Annotated in this window: 21 protein-coding genes and 1 pseudogene; all 22 read right to left on the bottom strand. The window is 46.7% G+C overall.

What is annotated here, in order from left to right; genetic code table 11:
- Window positions 1–187, bottom strand: a 187-nt coding sequence (locus tag D479_RS17450; protein ID WP_008639633.1) for a flavoprotein, incomplete at its 3' end; no start/stop codon positions are given.
- Window positions 187–1,080, bottom strand: a complete 894-nt coding sequence (dpaA, locus tag D479_RS17445; protein WP_008639631.1) for a dipicolinic acid synthetase subunit A — start codon at window positions 1,078–1,080, stop codon at window positions 187–189. The genes dpaA and D479_RS17450, both read right to left, overlap by 1 nt.
- Before the next feature lie 132 nt (window positions 1,081–1,212).
- Window positions 1,213–1,446 carry a YlmC/YmxH family sporulation protein gene (locus D479_RS17440; protein ID WP_008639630.1) on the bottom strand — a complete coding sequence of 78 codons (234 nt, stop codon included), beginning with the start codon at window positions 1,444–1,446 and terminating at the stop codon, window positions 1,213–1,215.
- Between the two features lie 20 nt (window positions 1,447–1,466).
- Window positions 1,467–2,393: a polysaccharide deacetylase family protein gene (locus D479_RS17435; protein ID WP_008639629.1), complete on the bottom strand. Its 927-nt coding sequence runs from the start codon at window positions 2,391–2,393 to the stop codon at window positions 1,467–1,469.
- 101 nt (window positions 2,394–2,494) lie between these two features.
- On the bottom strand, window positions 2,495–4,618 hold the full coding sequence (gene pnp, locus D479_RS17430; protein ID WP_008639628.1) for a polyribonucleotide nucleotidyltransferase: 2,124 nt from the start codon (window positions 4,616–4,618) through the stop codon (window positions 2,495–2,497).
- A gap of 119 nt (window positions 4,619–4,737) precedes the next feature.
- Window positions 4,738–5,007: a 30S ribosomal protein S15 gene (gene rpsO, locus D479_RS17425; protein WP_008639627.1), complete on the bottom strand. Its 270-nt coding sequence runs from the start codon at window positions 5,005–5,007 to the stop codon at window positions 4,738–4,740.
- Between the two features lie 128 nt (window positions 5,008–5,135).
- Entirely contained in the window at window positions 5,136–6,074 is a 939-nt protein-coding gene (gene ribF / locus D479_RS17420) for a riboflavin biosynthesis protein RibF (protein ID WP_008639626.1), read from the bottom strand.
- A 42-nt stretch (window positions 6,075–6,116) separates the two neighbouring features.
- Window positions 6,117–7,013, bottom strand: coding sequence for a tRNA pseudouridine(55) synthase TruB (gene truB, locus D479_RS17415; RefSeq protein ID WP_008639625.1), 897 nt, complete (start codon window positions 7,011–7,013; stop codon window positions 6,117–6,119).
- Between the two features lie 71 nt (window positions 7,014–7,084).
- Window positions 7,085–7,435, bottom strand: a complete 351-nt coding sequence (gene rbfA, locus D479_RS17410; protein WP_008639624.1) for a 30S ribosome-binding factor RbfA — start codon at window positions 7,433–7,435, stop codon at window positions 7,085–7,087.
- 26 nt (window positions 7,436–7,461) lie between these two features.
- Entirely contained in the window at window positions 7,462–7,740 is a 279-nt protein-coding gene (locus tag D479_RS17405) for a DUF503 family protein (RefSeq protein ID WP_008639623.1), read from the bottom strand.
- Entirely contained in the window at window positions 7,737–9,779 is a 2,043-nt protein-coding gene (gene infB, locus D479_RS17400) for a translation initiation factor IF-2 (protein ID WP_008639622.1), read from the bottom strand. The genes D479_RS17405 and infB overlap by 4 nt, the downstream gene beginning before the upstream one ends.
- A gap of 7 nt (window positions 9,780–9,786) precedes the next feature.
- Complete coding sequence (locus D479_RS17395) at window positions 9,787–10,101, bottom strand: YlxQ family RNA-binding protein (protein ID WP_008639620.1); 315 nt, start codon at window positions 10,099–10,101, stop codon at window positions 9,787–9,789.
- Complete coding sequence (locus D479_RS17390) at window positions 10,098–10,373, bottom strand: YlxR family protein (protein ID WP_008639618.1); 276 nt, start codon at window positions 10,371–10,373, stop codon at window positions 10,098–10,100. Before D479_RS17390 ends, D479_RS17395 begins: the two co-directional genes overlap by 4 nt.
- A gap of 14 nt (window positions 10,374–10,387) precedes the next feature.
- Window positions 10,388–11,497: a transcription termination factor NusA gene (gene nusA, locus D479_RS17385; RefSeq protein WP_008639616.1), complete on the bottom strand. Its 1,110-nt coding sequence runs from the start codon at window positions 11,495–11,497 to the stop codon at window positions 10,388–10,390.
- Window positions 11,498–11,511: 14 nt separating this feature from the next.
- A complete protein-coding gene (rimP, locus tag D479_RS17380) occupies window positions 11,512–11,985 on the bottom strand; it encodes a ribosome maturation factor RimP (RefSeq protein WP_008639614.1) in 474 nt (157 codons plus the stop codon).
- A 353-nt stretch (window positions 11,986–12,338) separates the two neighbouring features.
- On the bottom strand, window positions 12,339–16,631 hold the full coding sequence (locus D479_RS17375; RefSeq protein WP_008639612.1) for a PolC-type DNA polymerase III: 4,293 nt from the start codon (window positions 16,629–16,631) through the stop codon (window positions 12,339–12,341).
- Window positions 16,632–16,724: 93 nt separating this feature from the next.
- Entirely contained in the window at window positions 16,725–18,428 is a 1,704-nt protein-coding gene (locus D479_RS17370) for a proline--tRNA ligase (protein WP_008639610.1), read from the bottom strand.
- An 82-nt stretch (window positions 18,429–18,510) separates the two neighbouring features.
- Window positions 18,511–19,767 carry an RIP metalloprotease RseP gene (rseP, locus tag D479_RS17365; RefSeq protein WP_008639608.1) on the bottom strand — a complete coding sequence of 419 codons (1,257 nt, stop codon included), beginning with the start codon at window positions 19,765–19,767 and terminating at the stop codon, window positions 18,511–18,513.
- A 108-nt stretch (window positions 19,768–19,875) separates the two neighbouring features.
- A complete protein-coding gene (gene dxr / locus D479_RS17360; RefSeq protein ID WP_008639606.1) occupies window positions 19,876–21,021 on the bottom strand; it encodes a 1-deoxy-D-xylulose-5-phosphate reductoisomerase in 1,146 nt (381 codons plus the stop codon).
- Between the two features lie 16 nt (window positions 21,022–21,037).
- Complete coding sequence (locus tag D479_RS17355) at window positions 21,038–21,838, bottom strand: phosphatidate cytidylyltransferase (protein WP_008639604.1); 801 nt, start codon at window positions 21,836–21,838, stop codon at window positions 21,038–21,040.
- A 16-nt stretch (window positions 21,839–21,854) separates the two neighbouring features.
- Window positions 21,855–22,621, bottom strand: a pseudogene (locus D479_RS17350) (isoprenyl transferase).
- A 154-nt stretch (window positions 22,622–22,775) separates the two neighbouring features.
- Window positions 22,776–23,333 (bottom strand): ribosome recycling factor, encoded by a 558-nt coding sequence (frr, locus tag D479_RS17345; protein ID WP_008639599.1) that lies wholly within the window; start codon window positions 23,331–23,333, stop codon window positions 22,776–22,778.
- Window positions 23,334–23,335 lie beyond the last annotated feature (2 nt).

Raw genomic sequence — 23,335 nt, 5'->3', positions numbered from 1 at the left:
CCACCTTCTTCAGGTGGTCCTCCGCATCTCCAAATCTTGTATCTGTTTTCTGGACGGTATAGGACAATATTGGAATAACTGTCGCACCCTTATCCACAAGCTGCTGCATGATAGGAAACACTTCGTGATACGTGCAGTGCGATCCGGTCAATCCGAAACCGATTACTTTTCCTTTTAATGTTGTCATCATCCATTCTCCTTCCGCGCTTTGTGTTCCAGAAGCCTCTGGACCACATCTGCTATAATTCTCCCTGCGGTTTTCGGTGCTACAATCCCCGGGAGGCCGGGTGCAAGTAAAGCTTTGATCCCTCGTTTATCTGCATATTTGAAATCTGTCCCTCCCGGTTTGGAAGCAAGATCCAATATGAGCGCATGAGAAGGCAACTGCTTTATAATGGCAGCATCGACAACAGGATGAGGTACCGTATTCAAAAGAATATCGCAGCCCATGTCTTTATCTGTTATATCATTCATATCAATTGGTTTTAAACCCATTTCATATACTCTTGCTGCACTTTCCGGTGTCCGGACTCCCACGGAGACGTCGGCACCAAGATGATGGAATGTCCTTGCAAGACCGACACCTACACGTCCCAGACCAAATACAATCACTTTGGATCCGTGTATCGTGAAGTCTGTATGCTGTATGACGAGCATGAGCGTTCCTTCCACCGTGGGAATGGAATTGTAAATGGCCACATCATCCCGGTCCATAAGCGGAACCAGCTTACGGCCTGCCCGACTTGCAAGATTAGTCAGGTAAGTGTTTGTGATTCCGGTGAAAATCTGACAATGCTCCGGTGTCCGCTTTAACCATTCTTCCGATAAATCGATGAGTTGATTGGAGAAAATCCCCTCAATTCTTCCCTGATCGTCCGTCCCCGCAACGGGAAGGATGACGGCATCGAGTTTCTCTGCTTGCTGGCTTTCAAAATCAAGCTCCACTGCCTCTCTGAAGCTTTCATTTAATTGATCGAACCCCGCCAAATACACCGTGGCATCCCACTCATTCAAGCGCCTGATCAGTTCGATCTGCCGGGCATCTCCTCCTATTACCGCTACATGATATCCTGTTAGCATTACGGATGTCTCCTTCTTTCTATGATCTTATCTCCTTGTATCCTATGCCGTAACGCCAAGATAGTGATTTGCTTTAAACACAAAAAAACACCACAGCAAAAAGCCGTGGTGGATGATGATTGGATCCTTTCTTCAGCGTCTGTGGAGAAGGATCGTTTCATCCCCAATGGTTTTAATCTGACTCCATTCAATGGTCAGTTCCTTTTTCGACGTGCCAATGCCGATCAAGCCGTGGTTCATAATAACAAGGGATTTGATGGTCCCTGATGCGGGATCGATGATAAGATCAGCTTTCCCCAGCACCCCCAATTTCTCTCCATTATCAACATCGATGACCTGCTTTTTAGCCAATGATTTCATGCGCATCCTGTACCGCACCTCTTCCTCTAACGTTCTTCTGATAAGAATGAAGGCAGTGCTGTAATCTTGTATCCCTTATCCTGAATGCCCTCAATAAGCTCCCCGAGACTGTCTCTCGTCACTTCCGTCGGATGCATGAGAATGGTAGCTCCGTTATGAACTTTACCCAGCACCCTGTTAAGCAGCACATCCTTTGTCGGCTTCTTCCAGTCTATAGTATCTACGGTCCAAAGGATCGTTTCCATTCCCATCTCATCCGCTGCTTCCACAGCCGTCTGTGAATAGCTGCCGGAAGGAGGGGCGAAATAGGTGATGTTCTCTTTTGTCAAACCGAATAAAAGCTCATCCGCCTGTTCCAAATTGGCTGTTGCCTGCTCTTTCGACATTCTCGCCATATCCTTATGCATATATCCATGACTTCCGATGGTGTGTCCCTCTTCTTCTATCATTTGAACAAGATTGGTGAATTCTTTTGCGAATGCCCCGTCAATAAAGAAGTTCGCTTTCACCTGATGCTCCGAAAGAGTCTCAATCATGTCCGGCAGATACTCTTCCCCCCAGGACACATTAATGAGAAGGGTCACAGCTTCCTTATCCGGATGTCCCCGATAGATGGGGGAAGGAGGGAGATCATCAAGAGAAACCTTAGGTGTGATGCGTCTATAAACAAACAGGTCAGAATCAAACGTCCCTTTCTTCTTCATCTTTTTGTAGGATGCCTCTATGTTTACTTTCCTGCCCATAATCCCCGGTGTCTTCTTCCAGACAGAATCGATCCGCGCATCTTCCACCTTCCACTCGTATTTCGATTTTCTCTCTTCTATTTCCTTATATAGTGGATCTTCTGCATCCACATTCACGGAGACAACTTCCTCCACTGTCCAATAGGCAAGTACTAATCCGGCCAAAAATGACAGCAGAATAAAAAAAAGCCCAACCGTTCTCTTATTCATGGACAACCACCTCTAGAGACAGTATATGATCCATGCGAGTACGTTAGACTTGTTTGTTAAAGGAAAAAAAGAGACTGGCGGGCCAGCTCTTCTTCTCACTATTATTTATTTACATTCGCTTCTTCATCTTTTTTCTCGTCGATCAAAACGGCTTTACGGGAAAGGTTGATTCGTTTCTGACTATCGATTTCCTTAACTTTGACACGGATGGTGTCTCCAAGAGATACGATATCTTCCACCTTACCAATTCTTTCTTCCGCCATTTCTGAAATATGGACAAGTCCTTCTTTACCTTTGAACAATTCAACGAAGGCTCCGAATTTCTCGATGCGCTTCACTTTACCGTCGTAGACTTCTCCGACTTCCACTTCGCGAACGATATCTTCAATGATTTTACGTGCCGTTGCGTTCATTCCTGCATCGGTGGAGGAGATGAATACCGTACCATCCTGCTCGATATCAATCTTCACTCCGGTATCATCAATGATTTGGTTGATCTGTTTCCCGCTTGGTCCTATAACGTCACGGATCTTATCAGGATTGATCTTCATCGTCATGATCTTCGGTGCGTGCTCAGAAAGTTCACCGCGAGTTTCCGGCATTGTTTGAAGCATATGGTTCAGGATCTCCATTCTGCCTTTTTTCGCCTGAGCGAGAGCTTCATCAAGAATTTCTCTCGACAACCCTTCAATTTTAATATCCATTTGCAGGGCTGTCACACCTTTGGCTGTTCCGGCAACTTTGAAGTCCATATCGCCGAGCGCGTCTTCCATGCCCTGGATATCTGTCAAAATGGTATAGTCATCGTCTGATTTGACAAGGCCCATCGCGATACCTGCCACTGGTGCCTTAATTGGAACACCTGCATCCATCATAGCAAGCGTACTTGCACAAATACTTGCCTGAGACGTAGAACCGTTGGATTCAAGTACTTCAGATACGAGACGGATGGTGTACGGGAAGTCTTTCTCGGAAGGGATAACCTTCTCCAACGCCCGCTCACCAAGTGCACCATGACCGATTTCCCGTCGTCCCGGGCCACGAATTGGTCCTGTTTCACCCACGGAGAATTTAGGGAAGTTGTAGTGGTGCATAAACCGTTTGGATTCTTCAAGGTCAAGCCCGTCCAGAATCTGTACATCACCAAGTGCCCCTAATGTCGCCACGCTCAGCGCCTGTGTCTGGCCGCGCGTGAACAATCCGGAACCATGTGTCCGTGGGAGCAGTCCAACACGGGAAGTCAACGGACGGATTTCGTCCACTCCACGCCCGTCCGGACGGATTTTATCTTTTGTAATTAGACGGCGAACTTCAGTCTTCACCATATGTTCAAGGATCGATGCAACCTGTTTTAAGGTATCTTCATCGGCTTCCTGCTCTTCATAGATGGATAGAATTTCTGTCTTAGCCTGATCGATTGCTTCCTCACGGGCTTTCTTCTCTTCCGTCTTAATTGCTTGTATAATGGTATCCTTCGCCTGTTCTTCCACCTTGCTCTTAAGCTCGGCGTCTAAGTCAAACAACTGGACGTCCATTTTCTCACGGCCGACCGCTGCAATGATCTCTTCCTGGAATGCTACCAGACGTTTGATTTCCTCGTGTCCGAACATGATTGCTTCAAGCATATCTTCTTCTGCAACCTCATCCGCACCGGCTTCAACCATGTTGATCGCATCTTTCGTACCGGCAACCGTTAAATCGATATCACTTTTCTCCTGTTGTTCGATAGTCGGGTTGATGACGAATTCTCCATCGACTCGACCGACGATCACTCCTGCGATCGGCCCGCCAAATGGAATATTGGAAATTCCAAGGGAAATCGAAGAACCGAGCATCGCTGCCATTTCAGAAGAACAGTCCTGATCGACACTCATTACAGAACTGATAACCTGTACATCATTACGGAAACCCTCTGGAAACAGCGGGCGGATTGGACGGTCAATCAAGCGGGATGCAAGGACTGCTTTGTCACTGGGACGTCCTTCCCGTTTAATGAAACCTCCAGGGATCTTACCAACAGCGTATAGACGCTCTTCGTAGTTCACAGTCAATGGGAAGAACGGAAGGTCCTTCGGCTCTTTGGATCCCGTCGCAGTAGACAGGACTGTCGTATCACCGTAATGGACGAGTGCCGCACCATTTGCCTGCTTTGCCAATTCACCGATTTCTACAGAAAATGTACGACCGGCGACATCTATGGAAAACACTTGTTTTTCTTCTGCCATAAAGAACTTAACTCCTCTCAATAACTCTCATTTTCAACTTAAGGGGCTATGAACAGTTTACACCCTTCTGTATGTAAACATACAGAAAAAGCGGGAATACTCCCGCTTTTTCCCATCCATTAACGACGCAAGCCAAGGCTCTTGATTAACTCACGGTAACGTGTAATGTCTTTATTACGTAGGTAGTTCAATAGGTTACGACGCTTACCTACCATTTTAAGCAATCCACGGCGAGAGTGGTGGTCCTGCTTGTGTGTACGCAGGTGATCGTTCAATGTCGTGATTTGCTCAGTAAGTACAGCGATTTGTACTTCTGGAGATCCAGTGTCATTGTCATGAGTTTTGTACTCATTGATTAGTTCTTGTTTACGTTGTTTTGTGATAGCCATTATAGCTACACCTCCTATAAATAGTTAAGAATTCCCTATCCCCGAGCGGACGTCGGAGCTACGTTCCGCCAAGCGAAGGTTCCATAGTAAAGACTACATTTTTTTCAGGTGAAATGCAAGGGAAACCGTCAATTCCTCTTAAAAAATGTACGAACCTCAGCTTCGTCCTGCTTCCGCTGGCCCGCAATCTCCTCCGTATCAGAAAAGTTACGCTCGCTGCGGATCCGCTGATGGAAGCACACCGCAAGACATTCACCGTACCAGTCTCCGCGAAAATCAAAAGCATGCACTTCCAGACTTACATGCTGGGTATCATAAAACATCGGTTTCTGCTCTAAATTCGCCATACCCAACAGCTTCTTCCCTTTAAGACGGATCGAAACGGCGTACACTCCCGGTTTCGGAAGGTAAAAGCTCTCATCCACCTGTATGTCTGCGGTCGGATAACCACTGGTTCTGCTCCGTTTTTCACCGGAGGCAACTTTCCCTGTGATATAGAAGGGTCTTCCGAGCAGCCGTTCTACTTCACTGACCTCCCCTGTATCCAACAGCTTCCGAATCCGCGTGGAGCTGACTTTCTCTTGATCCTTCTCCACTTTCTCAATAACTGTATGAGTCAACCGGCCCCTGGCATCGTCAGGAAGTGTACGCATAGATCCCGCGCCTTTATATCCATAAGTAAAATCAAACCCGGCTACGACGTGTTTTACATGCAGGCCTACAAAATAGTGCTCAACAAAATCTTGTGGAGACAAAGAAGCGAGCCCCTTGTCGAAGCGGACGACGAATAGGTAGTCGATGCCCATTTCTTTAAGGATTGCTTTCTTCTCTCCAAGGGGTGTGATATACCTTGCCTTTTTTCCGCTGTTTTTCAATACGACCGACGGATGAGGATCAAATGTCATGACCGCTCGCTTCAAACCAAGCTCGTCTGCCTTCCTACCCGCGGCTTTTATAACCTTCTGATGACCCTTATGAATACCGTCAAAAAAACCGACGGCCGTTACATTCGGCTCGATCTCCAAAGGATCTACAGGCGATGACTGCGATAAATGAAACGTTTCCATTAACTCACCTGCGCTTTACTGTAATTGTTGCTTCCTATTCTTTCAGAATACCCGGACAGGCTTGATCTTTCCAGGTTTCTCCGGATGTTTCTGATAAATGGCCAGCGCCGTATCCAAACGGGAGACTACAAAAACGTCTTCTGAGAAATTGTCCGGCTCCTCCAGTACTCTTCCGTTCGCTATCATTGCCTGCTCTGCTTCTGTCACTTCAAGAACAGGAAGATGGGTAAGGCCCCGTTGAAGCGGAAGCAGAAATTCACTGATTCTTCCTTCATCTGCTGCCTCTTGCAGCTGATCGAAGGTGTAGCAGTCCCCTTTCTCAATGCCTCCTGTCTTCGTACGTACCAGAGAAGACATATGAGCAGGAAATCCGAGTGCTTTCCCTATATCCACGCAGAGAGTCCGGATGTATGTACCTTTTGAGCATACAGCGCGGAAGGAGAACGAGAAAGTACCGTTCTGAACAGATTCATCTACCGACGTAAGCGCAATTTCCTTAATGGTCACATGACGCGTCGGCCGTTCGATAACTTTTCCTTCTCTTGCGTATTCGTAGAGCCGCCTGCCGTTTACTTTAACCGCCGAGTACATCGGAGGAGTCTGAGTAATTCTTCCTTCGAAAGACCGAAGTGTCTCTTTAATTTGTGTTTTATCCACCGGTTTGTCCACGCTGAGCGTTTCCACCTGATTCCCTCCGGCATCCTCTGTATCTGTCGAATACCCCAAGGTCACTACGGCTTCGTATACTTTGTCGGTGTCCGTCAGAAACGGAACAATTTTCGTCGCCTTTCCAACGCACAATGGCAGGACACCTTCGACATCCGGATCAAGCGTACCTGTGTGGCCGATTTTCTTCATTCTCAACATACCACGCGCTTTACTGACGCAGTCATGAGATGTAAACCCTTTAGGTTTCCATAATGGTAAGATTCCATCCATAGCTTCCACCTCCATCCTGAAATTAAAAAGAACAGATAAAATCCGTGCTTAAACAAGCACGGATTCCATTATCAGCTTTCCGTATCATCCAAATCACGGAGGAGTGTTTCAATACGATTCCCGCGTTCAATCGCTTCATCGAATTCAAACATGATCTCCGGCGTTTTACGGAGTCGAATTCTCTGACCAATTTCAGAACGGATGAAGCCTTTCGCTTTCGCTAAGCCAACAAGGGTATCATGCCGTTGTTTTTCGTCTCCCAATACGGAAATATATACTTTTGCCTGTTGCAAATCACCCGTCACTTTGACTTCGGTGACGGTTACAAAGCCTACGCGCGGATCTTTGATTTTCTTAGAGATGATGTCACTCATCTCTTTTTTCATCTGCTCACCGACGCGGCTTGCTCGTAAATCGTTCATCTTTATTCACCTCTTCTACACAAACATCAAAGCCATTCCAGATTCGTCTCTGTACGTTCGATCTCTGGGAATGAATCAATGAAAGAGAGAGCCTGCTGCATCGTCTGTTCTGCGACCTTCTTACTGCTCGCAATCGTAACAAGACCGAGGCGGGTCCGCTGCCAGAGATCCTGGAACTCCAGTTCACTGACAGCGATGTTAAACTCATTATGAAGCCTCGTCTGAATCCTCTTCAATACGGCACGCTTCTCTTTCAAGGACTGCGCATCATAGATAAAAGCATCCACTTCTGCGCTTATAATCATGCGCGCTCAATTTCCTGCATTTCGTATGGTTCAATAATGTCTCCGACTTTAATGTCGTTGAAATTCTTGACCGTAATTCCACACTCATATCCTTGGGCTACTTCTTTTGCATCATCTTTAAAACGTTTCAATGCATCGATTTCACCTTCATAAATGACGACACCGTCACGGATGACGCGGATACCGGAATGGCGTGTAATCTTACCATCTGTGACATAAGAACCGGCGATTGTACCGATTTTAGACACTTTGAAGATTTCACGAACTTCCACCTGACCGATAATTTTTTCTTCGTACTCCGGATCAAGCATACCTTTCATCGCTGATTCAATTTCTTCCATCACTTTGTAAATGATATTGTGCAGACGGATTTCTACATCCTCGGACTCCGCTGCTTTTCTAGCATTCCCGTCTGGACGGACATTGAAACCAATAATGATGGCATTGGATGCGGATGCAAGTGTCACATCGGACTCTGTAATCGCACCTACACCTGTGTGAATGATCTTAACTTTGACGCCTTCCACTTCGATCTTCTCCAAGGAACCTGCAAGTGCTTCGACAGAACCTTGCACGTCCCCTTTGACGATCAAATTGATTTCTTTGACATCTCCCTGCTTGATCTGTTCAAACAAATCATCAAGGCTGACTTTAGCTGTAGCGGAACGATTTTCCTCCAGCTGTCTTTGTGCACGAGCTTCCCCTACGGAGCGGGCTTTCTTCTCATCGTCAAAGACCAGGAAGCGGTCGCCGGCCTGCGGTACGTTGTTCAAACCGGTAATTTCAACAGGTGTCGATGGACCAGCAACTTTAACGCGGCGTCCGATATCGTTGACCATGGCACGTACACGTCCCCACGTATTACCTACAACGATAGAGTCACTTACGTTAAGGGTACCGTTCTGTACAAGAAGGGTCGCAACCGGCCCACGGCCTTTGTCAAGTTCCGCTTCAATTACAGTACCATATGCCGGACGTTCAGGGTTTGCTTTTAATTCTTCCATCTCGGAAACAAGTACGATCATTTCCAGGAGATCATCGATTCCTTCACCTTTAACGGCAGACATCTTCACAAAGATCGTCTCTCCACCGAAATCTTCGGCGATGAGTTCATATTCCATCAATTCCTGCATCACGCGCTCAGGATTAGCACCTTCTTTGTCCATCTTGTTCACAGCTACGATGATTGGTACTTCCGCCGCTTTCGCATGGCTGATTGCTTCTTTTGTTTGAGGCATAACTCCATCATCAGCTGCAACGACGAGAATCGCAATGTCTGTTACCTGTGCACCGCGGGAACGCATACTTGTAAACGCAGCGTGACCAGGGGTATCAAGGAACGTAATTTTCTTATCGTTTTCTTCAATTTGGTAAGCACCGATGTGCTGCGTGATTCCTCCGGCTTCGCCTTCGGTTACCTTCGTATTACGAATCTGATCCAGAAGCGTCGTTTTACCGTGGTCAACGTGACCCATGATCGTTACAACCGCCGGGCGCTCTTTCAAGTCTTCCGGTGCATCGTCAAACGTCATGTTCTCGATATCTGTTTCATCAACGATGATTTCTTCTTCCACTTCGACATCAAATTCTGTACAGATAAGCTCAATTGTATCCGCGTCCAATTCCTGGTTTTTCGTAGCCATGACGCCAAGGAACATAAGTTTTTTGATGATTTCAGAAGAATCTTTGTTCAGTTTATCAGCAAGTTCCCCTACAGTCAGGCTGCCTGCGAACGTAATCTTCTCAGGCATCTGTTTCTTAGGCTTCCTCTGCTGCTGTGGCGCCGGCTTTTGACCTTTGTTACGCTGGTTTTTGTTGTTATTATTCGGCTTCTTGCTGTTGTTCTTCGGAGCGTTTCCTTTAGAGCTGTTAGCTTTCTGCCCTTTGCCGAAAGCCTTATCCAGCTTTTCTGCAGCTCCATCTTCTAATGTGGACATATGGTTGTTCACTTCTATATTTAGATTCTGCAGTTTCTCAATTACCTGCTTGCTTGATAGTTCATTTTTCTTTGCATATTCGTATACGCGAATTTTACTCATAAATCTTTCACCCCCGAATGGATTCATCGAGCAGCGATTGCAATTTCTCAGCGAATCCTTTCTCTAGAACTGCGATCGCGACTCTCCCTGTCTTTCCGATGGCCTGGGACAATGTTTGGCGATCGTCCACGGTATAACAAGGTATTTCATAAAAGCTGCACTTGTCTGTGAGCTTCTTTTTCGTTTGCGGGCCGATGTCTTCTGCAATGAGAACCAGTTTCGCCCGTCTTTTCTGGATATCACGGACGATGGATTCCTCGCCAAGCGTACATTTACCGGCTCTCATGGCCATGCCGAGCAAGTTCAAATATGGCTTGTTCATGCTCGTTCTGCCTGCACTATATCTTTAAGTTGTTGATAAATGCCGGCATCGACATCTGCTTTCAGATGGCGGTTGAGCACCTGGCCCTTTTCCGCCTTTGCTATGACGTCGAGATCTTTCGTTAAATAGGCGCCTCGGCCGTTCTTCTTACCGGTATCATCAACAAAAATTTCTCCCTCTTTATTGCGGACAATCCGGATCAACTGTTGTTTCGGCACCATTTCCTGTGTCACGACGCACTTTCTCATGGGTTGTTTCTTGGAATGGGTCATCGTACCACCCCTCCTTATTCTTCAAACAAATCTTCGTCAAGGTCAGATGCGTCTTCACCTTCAGAGGAAGCTTTAGTCAGGATTCCCTGTTCAAGCGCTTCACTCTCACTCTTAATATCAATTTTCCATCCTGTCAACTTGGCTGCCAGGCGTGCGTTCTGCCCGCGCTTACCGATTGCCAGGGAAAGTTGATAATCCGGAACGATAACGGTCGTTGCTTTATCCTCTTCATTTACGAGGACTTCGATAACCTTAGATGGACTGAGAGCGTTGGATACGTATTCTACAGGATCTTCGGACCACTGCACGATGTCGATCTTTTCACCCTTCAGCTCATTGACGATTGCCTGTACACGCTGTCCACGCTGACCGACACAAGAACCGACCGGATCGATTTCCTGATCTTCTGCATAAACGGAGATCTTCGAGCGGTCACCTGCTTCACGCGCTACGGATTTAACTTCGACCGTACCATCATAGATCTCCGGCACTTCCATTTCGAACAGGCGCTTAAGCAGTCCTGGGTGTGTTCTTGACACATAAATATGAGGACCCTTGTTGCTGTTCTCTACTTTCGTGACGAACACCTTGAGGCGGTCATGCACTTCGTAAGTTTCGGTAGGCATCTGCTCTCCCTCAGGGAGACGGGCTTCGATCTTGCCTAAGTTGACATAAACGAAACGCGGGTCTTTACGCTGAATGATACCTGTCATGACGTCTTCTTCGCGATCGACGTACTCTCCGTAAATAATACCTCGTTCTGCTTCCCGTACGCGCTGTGTTACCACCTGCTTCGCAGCCTGTGCTGCGATTCGACCGAAATCCATGGGCGTTACTTCAAGCTCTATGACATCTTCCAGCTCATAGTTAGGATCGATGCCTTTTGCTTCTTCCAAGGAAATCTCCTGTTGTGGATCCATAACCTCTTCCACAATTTCTTTACGAGCAAGCACCTTCATGGCACTTTCCTGCTCATTAATATCCACACGTACGTTCGTTGCAGAATTGAAATTTTTCTTATATGCAGAGATCAAAGCTGCTTCCAAAGCTTCAAGCAACAGGTTTTTGTCGATGCCTTTTTCCTTCTCTAGATAATCCATGGCATCAAATAGTTCACTACTCAACGGTTTTCTCCCCCTTAATTAAACGTGACAGCCAGATTTGCTTTTGCAATTTTAGCAAATGGTACGTCCAACTGTTTCTTTCTCGTCTTGATGGTGATTTCGACGGAAGCGACCCCATCCTCAAAGGCTGTAAGTGTCCCTTCAAATTCTTTCTCTCCATCAATCGGTTCGTATAGTTTCATATAGACATATTCCCCGACGTACTTCTTAAAGTCGGCTTCCGTTTTCAACGGTCGCTCTGCACCTGGTGATGCGACTTCTAGAAAGTAAGGAATTTCAATTGGATCTTCTTCGTCCAATTTCTCACTCAGCTGTTCAGATACTTGTCCGCATTCTTCTATGTCGATGCCGCCTTCTTTATCAATGAAGACTCGCAGATACCAGTTCTGTCCTTCTTTCTTGTATTCCACGTCGACAAGCTCCAAATTCATTTCATCCAATATAGGCTGAACGAGACGTTCAGTGACGGATGTGACATGATTACTCATGTTCTTCCCTCCTTCAATTGCAATGCTTTGCTTCTATTAGTATTGCATGGATTTGCAGATTTCATAGCCGTTTATCTAAGTTGACTAAAAAGCATTACGCAGGTTCAGGCATATACGTAAAATGTCACGAGAAACCGCTATGACATAAATCATAGCGGTTCGTCTCGTGGGCATCCAAGCCCCTGATGCATCGAAGTTTAACCACAAGCAAGAGCCTGGAATATGACGAAAGAGTGGGTTTCCCCACTCTTCCGCCGTTCGTATCGCTCTTCTCACCATTAGAAATATATCATACATGCTTCATTTATGCAACACATGAAGAAAATGACACGGGCTCTCACAAAGCAGGAAGATTAGAATAGAGAAAGCTGGTTTTCTTCCGGCATCCCTTCCAAACAGCCAAAGTTATCCAAGTATTCGAGAACGGTCTTAGAGATACGGCTGCGTTCCCTTAAATCCTGTTTGGATAAGAATTCGCCTTCTTTCCTTGCATTTACAATATTGATCGCGGCATTCGTTCCAAGTCCGTCCACAGCGTTGAATGGCGGGATCAGATAATCTCCTTCTACTAGAAAGTCTGTAGCGCTCGATTGGTAAAGGTCCACATTCTTAAACCCATACCCACGTTCCGCCATCTCAAGGGAAAGCTCAAGAACAGTCAATAAGCTCTTCTCCTTCGGCGTTGCGTCAAGGCCCTTCCCTTGTATCTCCTGGATTCTCGAGCGGATAGCGTCCGCTCCTTTCATCATCGTTTCCAATTCGAAGTCGCTTGCTCTAACTGTAAAGTAAGCAGCATAGAAGTAAATGGGATAATGAACCTTGAAGTAAGCGATTCGGACCGCCATCAGGACATAAGCTGCTGCGTGGGCTTTAGGGAACATGTATTTGATCTTTTTACAGGAGTCGATATACCAGTCCGGCACCCCGTGTTTCTTCATCTCTTCGATCCACTCATCCTGAAGCCCCCGTCCTTTACGGACAAACTCCATGATTTTAAAAGCAAGAGATGGATCGAGACCCTTGTGCATCAAATAAACCATGATATCGTCCCGGCACCCGATAACTTCCGGCAATGTACAAATACCGTCATTAATCAACTGTTCCGCATTTCCAAGCCATACATCCGTCCCGTGGGACAGACCTGATATAATAACTAGCTCGGCAAACGTCTTCGGTTTCGTATCTTCAAGCATCTGCCGGACGAAGCGTGTACCAAATTCCGGTACTCCCAGCGTCCCTGTCTTACACATGATCTGTTCTGCTGTTACACCAAGTGCTTCCGGTCCGCTGAAAATCTTCATCACTTCCGGATCGTCGACAGGTATTTCCTTCTGATTGATTCCACTTAAGTCCTGAAGCATGCGGATAACCGTCGGATCATCGTGCCCGAGAATATCAAGCTTCAGCAAGTTGTCGTGGATGGAGTGGAAGTCAAAGTGGGTCGTTCTCCACTCGGATTTCGTATCATCCGCCGGATACTGGATCGGAGAGAAATCATAAATTTCCATATCATCCGGAACAACGATGATCCCGCCGGGGTGCTGTCCGCTTGTCCTTTTGACACCTGTACAACCCTGGACGAGCCTGTCTATCTCTGCATTTTTATATTGAAGCTGATGGTCTCCAGCATAGCCTTTCACGTACCCATAGGCCGTCTTCTCCGCAATCGTACCAATCGTACCCGCCCGGTACACACTATCCTCGCCAAACAACTCTTTCGTGTAGTTGTGGGCATGGGGCTGATATTCCCCAGAGAAGTTCAAGTCAATATCCGGAACCTTGTCCCCTTTGAAACCAAGGAACGTTTCAAACGGGATGTCCTGACCGTCTTTTTTAAGGGATGTACCACATTCCGGGCACTCTTTCTCCGGAAGATCGAATCCACTCCCCACAGAACCATCTGTGAAGAATTCATTGTATTGACAGGATGGACAAACATAGTGAGGCGGGAGTGGGTTCACCTCTGTAATATCGGTCATCGTAGCAACAAAGGAAGAACCGACGGAACCACGAGATCCCACTAGATAACCGTCCTCAAGCGATTTCGTTACAAGCTTCTGGGAAATCAAATAAATGACCGCAAAACCGTTACCGATAATACTGTCGAGTTCTTTTTCCAGACGCTTAACAATCAGGTCCGGTATCTGTTCGCCGTAAATGCTGCGGGCTTTATTATAAGACATCTCCCTGATTTCCTGCTCCGCCCCTTCGATATTCGGGGTGTACAGGTCATCTTTTACGGGTTTCACATCTTCGATCATCCCGGATACTTTATGGGTGTTGTCGACGACCAGTTCCTTCGCTTTATCCTTACCTAGAAACGACAATTCTTCTATCATCTCGTTGGTTGTCTTGAAATGGACTTCAGGAAGAGTTTGGCGGTTCAAAGGATTTCCGTTCTGGGAGGAGACGAGAATCTGCCGGTACTGCTTTTCATGCGGCTCCAGGTAGTGGGTATTCCCTGTAGCGACGACCGTTTTTCCAAGTCTTTCTCCCATAGCGACGAGACGCTTAAGAATATCCAGCACCTGCGCTTCTGTCTGAACGAGATCTTTCTCAATCAGGTGATTGTAGTTTCCTGGAGGCTGGATTTCAATGTAGTCGTAGAATTCGGCAACCTTCTCTGCCTCTTCCTCCGACTTCTGCATGATCGTTTCAAACACCTCCCCTTTATCACAGCCGGAGCCGATCAAAATCCCCTCTCTATATTTAGACAATAGAGAACGGGGGATGCGCGGTACACGGTAAAAATAGTTAACATGTGCTTCTGATACGAGCCTGTAAATATTCTTAAGACCAGTACTGTTTTGAGCTAGAAGCGTACAATGAAAAGGCCGGGAACGTTGATAAGCTTTCCCTTCCCCCATATAATCGTTTAAGTTCTTATGGTTGGTAATTCCTCTTTCAAACGCACGTTTTAACAATTTCCACAAAAGATAACCGGTCGCTTCGGCATCATAAATCGCACGGTGGTGCTGAGTAAGTTCAATATCAAATTTCTTACACAACGTATTTAAACGGTGGTTCTTAAGTTCTGGAACAAGAAAACGGGCAAGTTCAAGCGTATCGATAACCGGGTTCTTTGCTTTTCCATAATCAATACGCTTGAACCCTGCATTTAGGAATCCCATATCGAAACTTGCGTTGTGGGCGACGAGAATATCGTCTGCCATCCACTCATGGAAATCCTTCAGGACGTCCCCGATCTCCGGCGCATCCCTTACCATATCGTCCGTAATACCAGTTAAATCGATTGTCGTTTGAGACAGCGGGTGATGAGGGTTTGCAAAGGACTCAAAGCGATCGATGATCTCTCCGCCCTTCACTTTCACTCCTGCAAGCTCAATAATCTGATCATATACGGCAGACAGTCCGGTAGTCTCTACGTCAAAAACGACATAGACATCGTCTTCGAGCTCCCTGTCCTGGGCTTCATAAGCAATGGGCACCCCGTCATCAACGAGATTCGCCTCCACACCGTAAAGGATTTTTATGCCGTTCTTCTGGCCGGCTGCGTAGGCATCCGGGTAGGCTTGGACGACGGCGTGATCCGTAATGGCTACCGCATCATGCCCCCAATCTGCCGCCTGTTTGACGAGACGGGACGGAGCAACAGGAGCGTCCATCGCACTCATCGTCGTGTGCGCATGCAATTCAATCCGTTTCTCCCCTTCTGGTGCTTCGTCTCTGCGGAGATTTGGTTTCACTTCATTGATGTCATTAGCCATCATCGTCAATTCATTCGTGAAATTATCGGTCTGGATACTTCCCCGGGCCTTTACCCACATGCCTTTTTCCACATGCTTGAACATTTCTGCATGATCATCGCCGCGGGAGAACATCTTAATGGAGAAGGAATCACTGTAGTCCGTAACTTTCAATAGAAGCAGGTGTCGACCTGAGCGAAGTTCCTTTACTTCTACATCAAACACGTACCCCTGTACAGCAAGCTTTCTCTCTTCTTCCAGAATGTCCGACATCATCACAATATCATCCTGAATCTTATACCCGATTTCAAGCGGCCCTTTCGGTTTTGTATCATCCTTCTCTTTTGCGCGTTCTTCCTGTTCTTTAACCGCTTGCTGCACAAGAATTTTGTCTTCTTTCTGCCGCTCTTCCTGGAACTTCTTGATTTGTTCCTTCTCCTCTTTCACACGTGTCGACAGCATATATGGCGGAAGCCCTGTGACGGAACAGAACTGCTTCAGCGGTTCTTCGAGATTCTTTTGGACCGCGTGGCTTTCTGCAAGATTTCTGCAAGTTAACATAATCTTATTTCCGTTAACCTCAGGCTGTTGTTCCATAAGTAAGTCTTTGTAACCAGGCGTCAAATTCTTCAGAGTACGGATGAACGCCTGCCAATATTCCAAAACGTCTGATGGTGTCAATTCTTTTTCTGTCGTTTCCATCGTCCAGGAAACCTCTGCAATGGCGCGGAACGCGCTCGTAAGTTTGGACGTAAACAATTCATAGACAGACGGCGGCAGCGGTTTAGGCAGTTGAAAATGAAAGTGCCATACCTTCCTTTCCCGATAAACGACCACTTTTTCGAGACGGCTGTCTTTGAAATGAGGCTCAATCAAATCATGAGGAAATTGGATCTGTTCCAGCAGATAGTGCATTTTCTCCTGATTGGATACGCTCATAAGGGTTCCTCCTCTTCCACAGAACACAGGTCATCATGGAAATACCCTTGCTAAAGTTTCTCGCAGCAAGGGTATGTGTTCTCCATTCGATTCTTATGCCTGATACCAGTTTTTCACATAGTCGATGATTTCATTTGTTTCCAAGTCCTTCTGTTCTCCGGTTGCACGCTCTTTCAGTTCAACCACTGCTTCAGGAGCACGCTTTCCTACCGTTATCCTGAGCGGGACGCCGAACAGGTCACTGTCTGCGAACTTGACTCCGGCACGTTCTTTACGATCATCATATAGGACCTCGATGCCCGCTTCAAGCAGCATCCCGTAAATTTCTTCTGCCAAATCCTTCTGCTCCTGCTTCTTCGGATTCATGGATAAAAGATGAACTTTGTAAGGAGCGATATTGGCCGGCCAAGTGATGCCGCGCTCATCATGATATTGTTCCACAATGGCAGCTACTGTCCGGGAGACACCGATTCCGTATGATCCCATGATCATTGTTTTCGCTTTCCCCTGATCATTTAAGAATGTCGCGTTCATGCGTTCCGAGTAGAATTCGCCCAGCTTGAACACGTGACCAACCTCGATTCCCCGCGCGAACTTAATGGAACCCTCACCGTCCGGGGAAGGATCCCCTTCTTGAATGAAGCGAAGATCTGCATACTGCTTCACTTGGAAATCTACACCGGGCGTTGCGTTTGTGTAATGATACCCTTCCTCATTTGCCCCACAAGAAGCATTAACAAGTGCTTCCACGGCAAAGTCTGCTACAACATCCACGTCTTCCGGCACATTAACCGGTCCAAGAGAACCGAAACCCGTTCCAAGGAGCCGCTTTGTATCTTCTTTCGATGCTAGTTCTACGACACCGGCGTCATACAGATTTTTCAACTTTACATCGTTGACTTCGTGATCGCCGCGTGTAATAACCATCACAAACGCTTCGTCCACTTGGAAAAGGATCGCTTTCATACCCTTATCGAGATCATGACCAAGGAAGTCCGCGACTTCCTTCATCGTTTTCTTACCTGGTGTTTCGACTTTCTCCATTTCTTTGGAGGCTTCCTTGGACTTCTCGTATTTAGTCACGACCGGTGCCATTTCGATGTTCGCTGCATAACGGGACGTATCGGAATAAGCGATCACGTCTTCCCCTACTTCCGACAGCACCATGAATTCATGGGTGTCCTTCCCTCCCATTGCTCCAGAGTCAGCAATGACCGCTCGGAAGTTCAAGCCTAAACGGCTGAAAATATTAGAGTAAGCCTGAAACATTTTGTCATACGTTTCATCAAGGCTTTCGTACGATTCATTAAACGAGTAAGCATCCTTCATCAAGAATTCACGGCCGCGAAGCAGTCCGAATCGAGGACGTGCTTCATCACGGAATTTGTTTTGAATTTGGAAGACGGTCAGCGGCAGCTGCTTGTAACTTTTCACCTCATCACGGACAAGGCTTGTGATTACTTCCTCGTGTGTGGCACCCAGCGCAAATTCACGGCCGTTTCGGTCATGCATTCGCATCAGCTCAGACCCGAAGGTTGTCCAACGACCACTTTCTTTCCACAATTCAGACGGCTCAAGAGCGGGCATCGCCATTTCGTGAGCACCGATTTTCTCCATTTCTTCACGTACGATAGCTTCTACTTTGTTCAATACACGTTTGCCGATTGGTAGGAAACTGTAAATTCCAGATGCAATCTGGCGTATGTAACCTGCCCGGACGAGCAGCTGGTGGCTCTTAATATCCGCATCAGCCGGGTTTTCTTTCAACGTTGGAATTAACATTTGACTTTGTCTCATAGTGACACCTCAGTTCTTGATTAATAAAAGAAGCTAGAAGCCTAGGAATCAACCTGTACCTGAAGGCTTCCAGCCATATTTTCTATAAAAATAAACGTTGAATGTCGTTCCAGGTGACGACAAGCATCAGCAGGAACAATAGTGCGAAACCGATGAAATGGACCATACCCTCTTTTTGAGGATCGATCGGCTTTCCTCGGATTCCTTCTAATCCAACGAACAACAAACGTCCGCCATCCAGTGCCGGAAGCGGCAGCAGATTGACAATCCCCAGATTGATACTAAGGATCGCCGTCCACATGACGAAATTCGTGAAACCTGTCTGGACGACCTGGTCGGTGGCATCATAAATGCCGACAGGTCCGGAGAGCATATCAAGCGAGAACTGGCCTGTTACAAGCTTTCCGAGATTCGTAAAGATAAGCGTGGACCACTCGTAGGTCTGCGTGAATCCGAACGTCAGCTTCTTAGCGAAAGAATCCTCAAATGCCCTTGAAACGCCGACTTGACCGATGGTAATATCCTGCGCCTCTACCGCAGCAGGAGTAACATTCACTTCCTGCGTTTGGTCATTTCTCTGAAGCGTAAGTGCAACTTGTTCATCCGGATGTTCGCGGATGATCGTCGTGAATTCTTCCCACGTGTCGACAGACTGTCCGTCGACAGCAGTCACTCGATCACCAGCCATTAACCCCGCCTGGTCTGCAGGCGAATTGTCCTGTATGGTACCAAGCTTCGCTTCATCAGACGGCACACCCTGAGCAAATCCAAGGATCAGGAACAAAATAATGGCTAGTACAAAGTTCATTAAAGGACCGGCGAATAGCTGCATCGCTCTCTGCGGCACTGTTTTGGATGCGAATTGACGATCGTATGGAGCAATCTGCGTTTCCTTCTCATCCATGACGAACATCGCCTTCGGATCGACTTCAAAGAAAAGTTTCTCGTCCTCATCGATTTCATACCCTTCAATCAGAAGGTTATGATCGAGATCTGCTTTTTCCACTTCGATGACTCTCGCATGTGGATGCTTCGACTTGTTGTTAACGATGATCCGATTCACTTTTCCTTCCTGGTTGAATTCAAGACCGATATGGTGACCGGCTTTCAATTCAACAATTTCGGGATCCTCCCCTGCTACCCGAACGTACCCACCGACCGGCAGCAGCCGAATGGTGTATAGTGTTTCGTTTCGAGTGAAGGCGAAGATCTTGGGTCCGAAACCGATCGCAAATTCACGGGCGAGCATCCCTGCACGCTTAGCGAAAATAAGATGCCCCCACTCATGAACGAAAACCAAAAGCCCGAACATGAGTATAAATGCAATCACGGTAGTCAAATGAAGCACCTTCCTTCTTTTATGGCATTGTTATCGAGCAGACTCGTCCGCTTTACGGCTCCAATCTGCAGCAGCCAGGAAAGGCGAACACCTTTCCCATTAAAACCGTTATACAAGAAAAGAACGGACGCTCTTTCTCGTTTCCTCATCTATAGAAATTATGGTAGACAAGTCCGGGTTATGAATCCTTGTGTGGTTTTCCAATGCTTGTGCAATGTATTTCTCAATATCGAGGAAGGATATTTTGCCTTCCAGGAAAAGCTGCACCGCTTCTTCATTTGCTGCGTTAAGCACCGTCGGCATCGAACCACCCGAAGCTCCTGCTTCATACGCCATTTTCAAACAAGGAAAACGTTCAAAGTCCATTTTTTCAAAATGAAGCGCAGCTATCTCTTCAAGGTTTAACGGCTTCGTAATCGGAAGCTCTTTCCGTTCCGGATATGTTAATGCATACTGGATCGGCACTTTCATATCCGGTGTTCCGAGCTGGGCAATCACGCTTCGATCGGAGTATTCCACCATGGAATGGATGACGCTTTCTCTATGAAGAATAACATGAATCTGTTCATAAGGTACACCGAAAAGCCAGTGTGCTTCGATCACTTCAAGCCCCTTATTCATCATGGATGCAGAATCAATAGTGATTTTAGCTCCCATACTCCAATTCGGATGCTTGAGGGCGTCTTCCACTGTTACCCCTTTTAATTCTTCACGTGTCCGGTCCCGGAAGCTCCCACCGGAAGCGGTGATGATCAGTTTATTTATATCTTTTGGATTCTCCCCGTTCAGGGACTGGTATATGGCAGAGTGCTCACTGTCTACCGGGAGAAGTTCAACGCCGTACTTCTCTGCTTCTGCCATTACTAAATGACCGGCTGTTACCAAAGTCTCTTTGTTGGCAATCGCAATTACTTTCTGAGCCTGAATGGCTTTCAACGTCGCCGGAAGTCCAACACTTCCCATGACGGCATTGACTACTACATCCACAGCATCGGCTACACCGGCTTCAATTAAACCCTTGGATCCAGAAAGGACAGAAATACCTTCTATTTCTTTCTCCAGCTTGTCTTTGGTCTCTTCATCCTGAACGACTATCATTTCAGGCTGGAATTCCTTGATGAGCGGCAAAGCTTTTTCAATATTCCTTCCGAACGCCATTGCGTACAGACGGAACTCGTCGGGATGCAGTCGGATGACATCGAGGGTTTGAATACCAATGGACCCTGTCGCCCCGAGCAGTGCTATTTGTTTCATCTCTCATACTCCCCCTTTAGACCGTAATGAAATTAATTAAATGGAGGATCGGCAGAATAAAGATTAAACTGTCGAATCGATCAAGCACGCCTCCATGTCCAGGGAGGATTTTCCCGGAATCTTTAACGGCATAATGTCTTTTAAATGCAGATTCGACCAGATCACCGATCTGTCCTGCAATAGAAACCAATATCGTGACAAGCAGGATGACGATCAAAGAATGATCAAGTGGATAGACCCACTGAAACAGGACGGCTACGATGCAGGCAAGTACGATTCCCCCGATCGATCCTTCAATTGTCTTCTTCGGACTGATCTGCGGCCAGAGCTTGTGCTTTCCAAATGAACGGCCGAACAGATAAGCACCTGTATCCGTCGCCCAAACAACAAACAAGGAGAAAAACACATATTCAAGTCCCGCCTGTTGTGTTTCGATCAAATAATTAAATCCCATTCCGATGTAAATGGCGGACAGCAGGAGAAATCCGGCATCATCGAAAGTGAAGCGGTTCTTGACGAGTACCGTGTAGCTCAACAACACTAAAACGGCCAGAAGAGTTATTTCGGACTTCGTAATTAAATCCTCATCCGCCACAATACCGTCAAACACTTCATAAGGAAACATAAGCGCCCACATAAGCAGGAGACCAAGTCCTGCAGCGACTGAATATCTAGCGATTTTTTTCATACGTATGAGTTCCAGCAAAGCGATACTCGCAATGATGTACACGAACGCCTGGAACGGCCATCCTCCGAGCATGATGATCGGAATAAAGATCAATGCGGCAACTACTGCTGTAATGGTTCTTTGCTTCATAAAGATTAATCACACCTTATACTCCGCCGTAACGACGTTTACGATTTTGAAAATCATAGAGAGCTTTCTCAAAATGGCTCTCATTGAAATCAGGCCAATATACTTCAGTAAACCAAAATTCTGCATAGGCGAGCTGCCAAAGCAGAAAATTACTAAGCCTCTGTTCCCCGCTTGTACGGATCAGGAGGTCCGGTTCAATCAAGTCGGAAGTATAAAGCTCCTTACTGAAAACCTCTTCATTAATATCTTCCGGGACAGTTCACCTGACTGGACTTTGGAAGAAATCTGCCTGACTGCCTGCACCATTTCAAAGCGGCTGCCGTAGTTGAGTGCAAAGTTAAGAATAAGTCCGTCGTTGTTCTTTGTTTTTTCCATCGCTTCTTTGACTGCCTTTCTCGTATGAGGTGGCAGGACATCAAAATCTCCGATGGTCTGGACCCGGACATTTCTCTCGATCAGTTCAGGCAAATATGTATTTAAGAAATCAACAGGAAGCTTCATCAGGAAATCGACCTCTTTTTTCGGGCGTTTCCAATTTTCAGTTGAAAATGCATACAGAGTGAGAACCTTCACGCCGATATCGGACGCATAACGCACGATCCGTTTCACTACTCCCATACCTTCCTTATGCCCGGCAATTCGCGGCATTCCACGGTTCTTCGCCCAACGGCCGTTTCCATCCATGATGATTGCCACGTGCTCCGGAATATGATCGTAATCGAGCCCGAGCGGCTGGGATTTCGGTTGTTTTTTTCTTTTGGCAAATGGAAACTTGATTGGCATGTTGAATCCTCCAGTCCGTTTCTTCCATCTTTCTATTATATACTATATTTCGACGATATGTCGTTCTATATGATGGAAACAAAATGAAAGCCGCGCTGCCAAACATCTACAGCGCGGCTTATACACCTCAAGGCATATGAGTTCAGGAAGAAGATCAAACTTCCATGATCTCTTCTTCTTTCGTTTTGGCCAACTCATCGATTTTGACGATGTGCTGATCCGTTACCTTTTGGACATCTTCCTGATAAGATCGAAGATCATCTTCTGTGAGTTCGCCGTCTTTTTCAAGTTTCTTCAGTTTGTCGTTGGAATCACGGCGGATATTACGAATTTGTACTTTCGATTCTTCCGAGTACTTGCCTACTACTTTGGCAAGGTCCTTACGACGCTCTTCTGTCAGTGCAGGAATGTTAATTCTGACAACATTTCCGTCACTGGATGGAGACAACCCAAGATCCGCTTTCTGGATTGCTTTCTCAATTTCAGCAATCGCAGTCTTATCATATGGTGTAATGACAAGTAGACGAGGCTCTGGTGCGGATACTTGTGCAAGCTGGTTCAACGGCGTCGCAGCTCCGTAGTAGTCCACATACACATTGTCAAGGATAGATGGATTGGCGCGTCCGGCACGAACTGTCGCCAACTGGCGAGAAAAAGCTTGTACCGCCTGCTCCATTTGTTGTTTTGTCTCATTAATCACGGCTTCAGACATGA

The sequence above is a fragment of the Halobacillus sp. BAB-2008 genome (genome assembly GCF_000328325.1).
Classification (GTDB): Bacteria; Bacillota; Bacilli; order Bacillales; family Halobacillaceae; genus Halobacillus.
The sequence above is the reverse complement of the archived record's forward strand: the minus strand, read 5'-3'. Positions and strand labels throughout refer to the sequence as shown.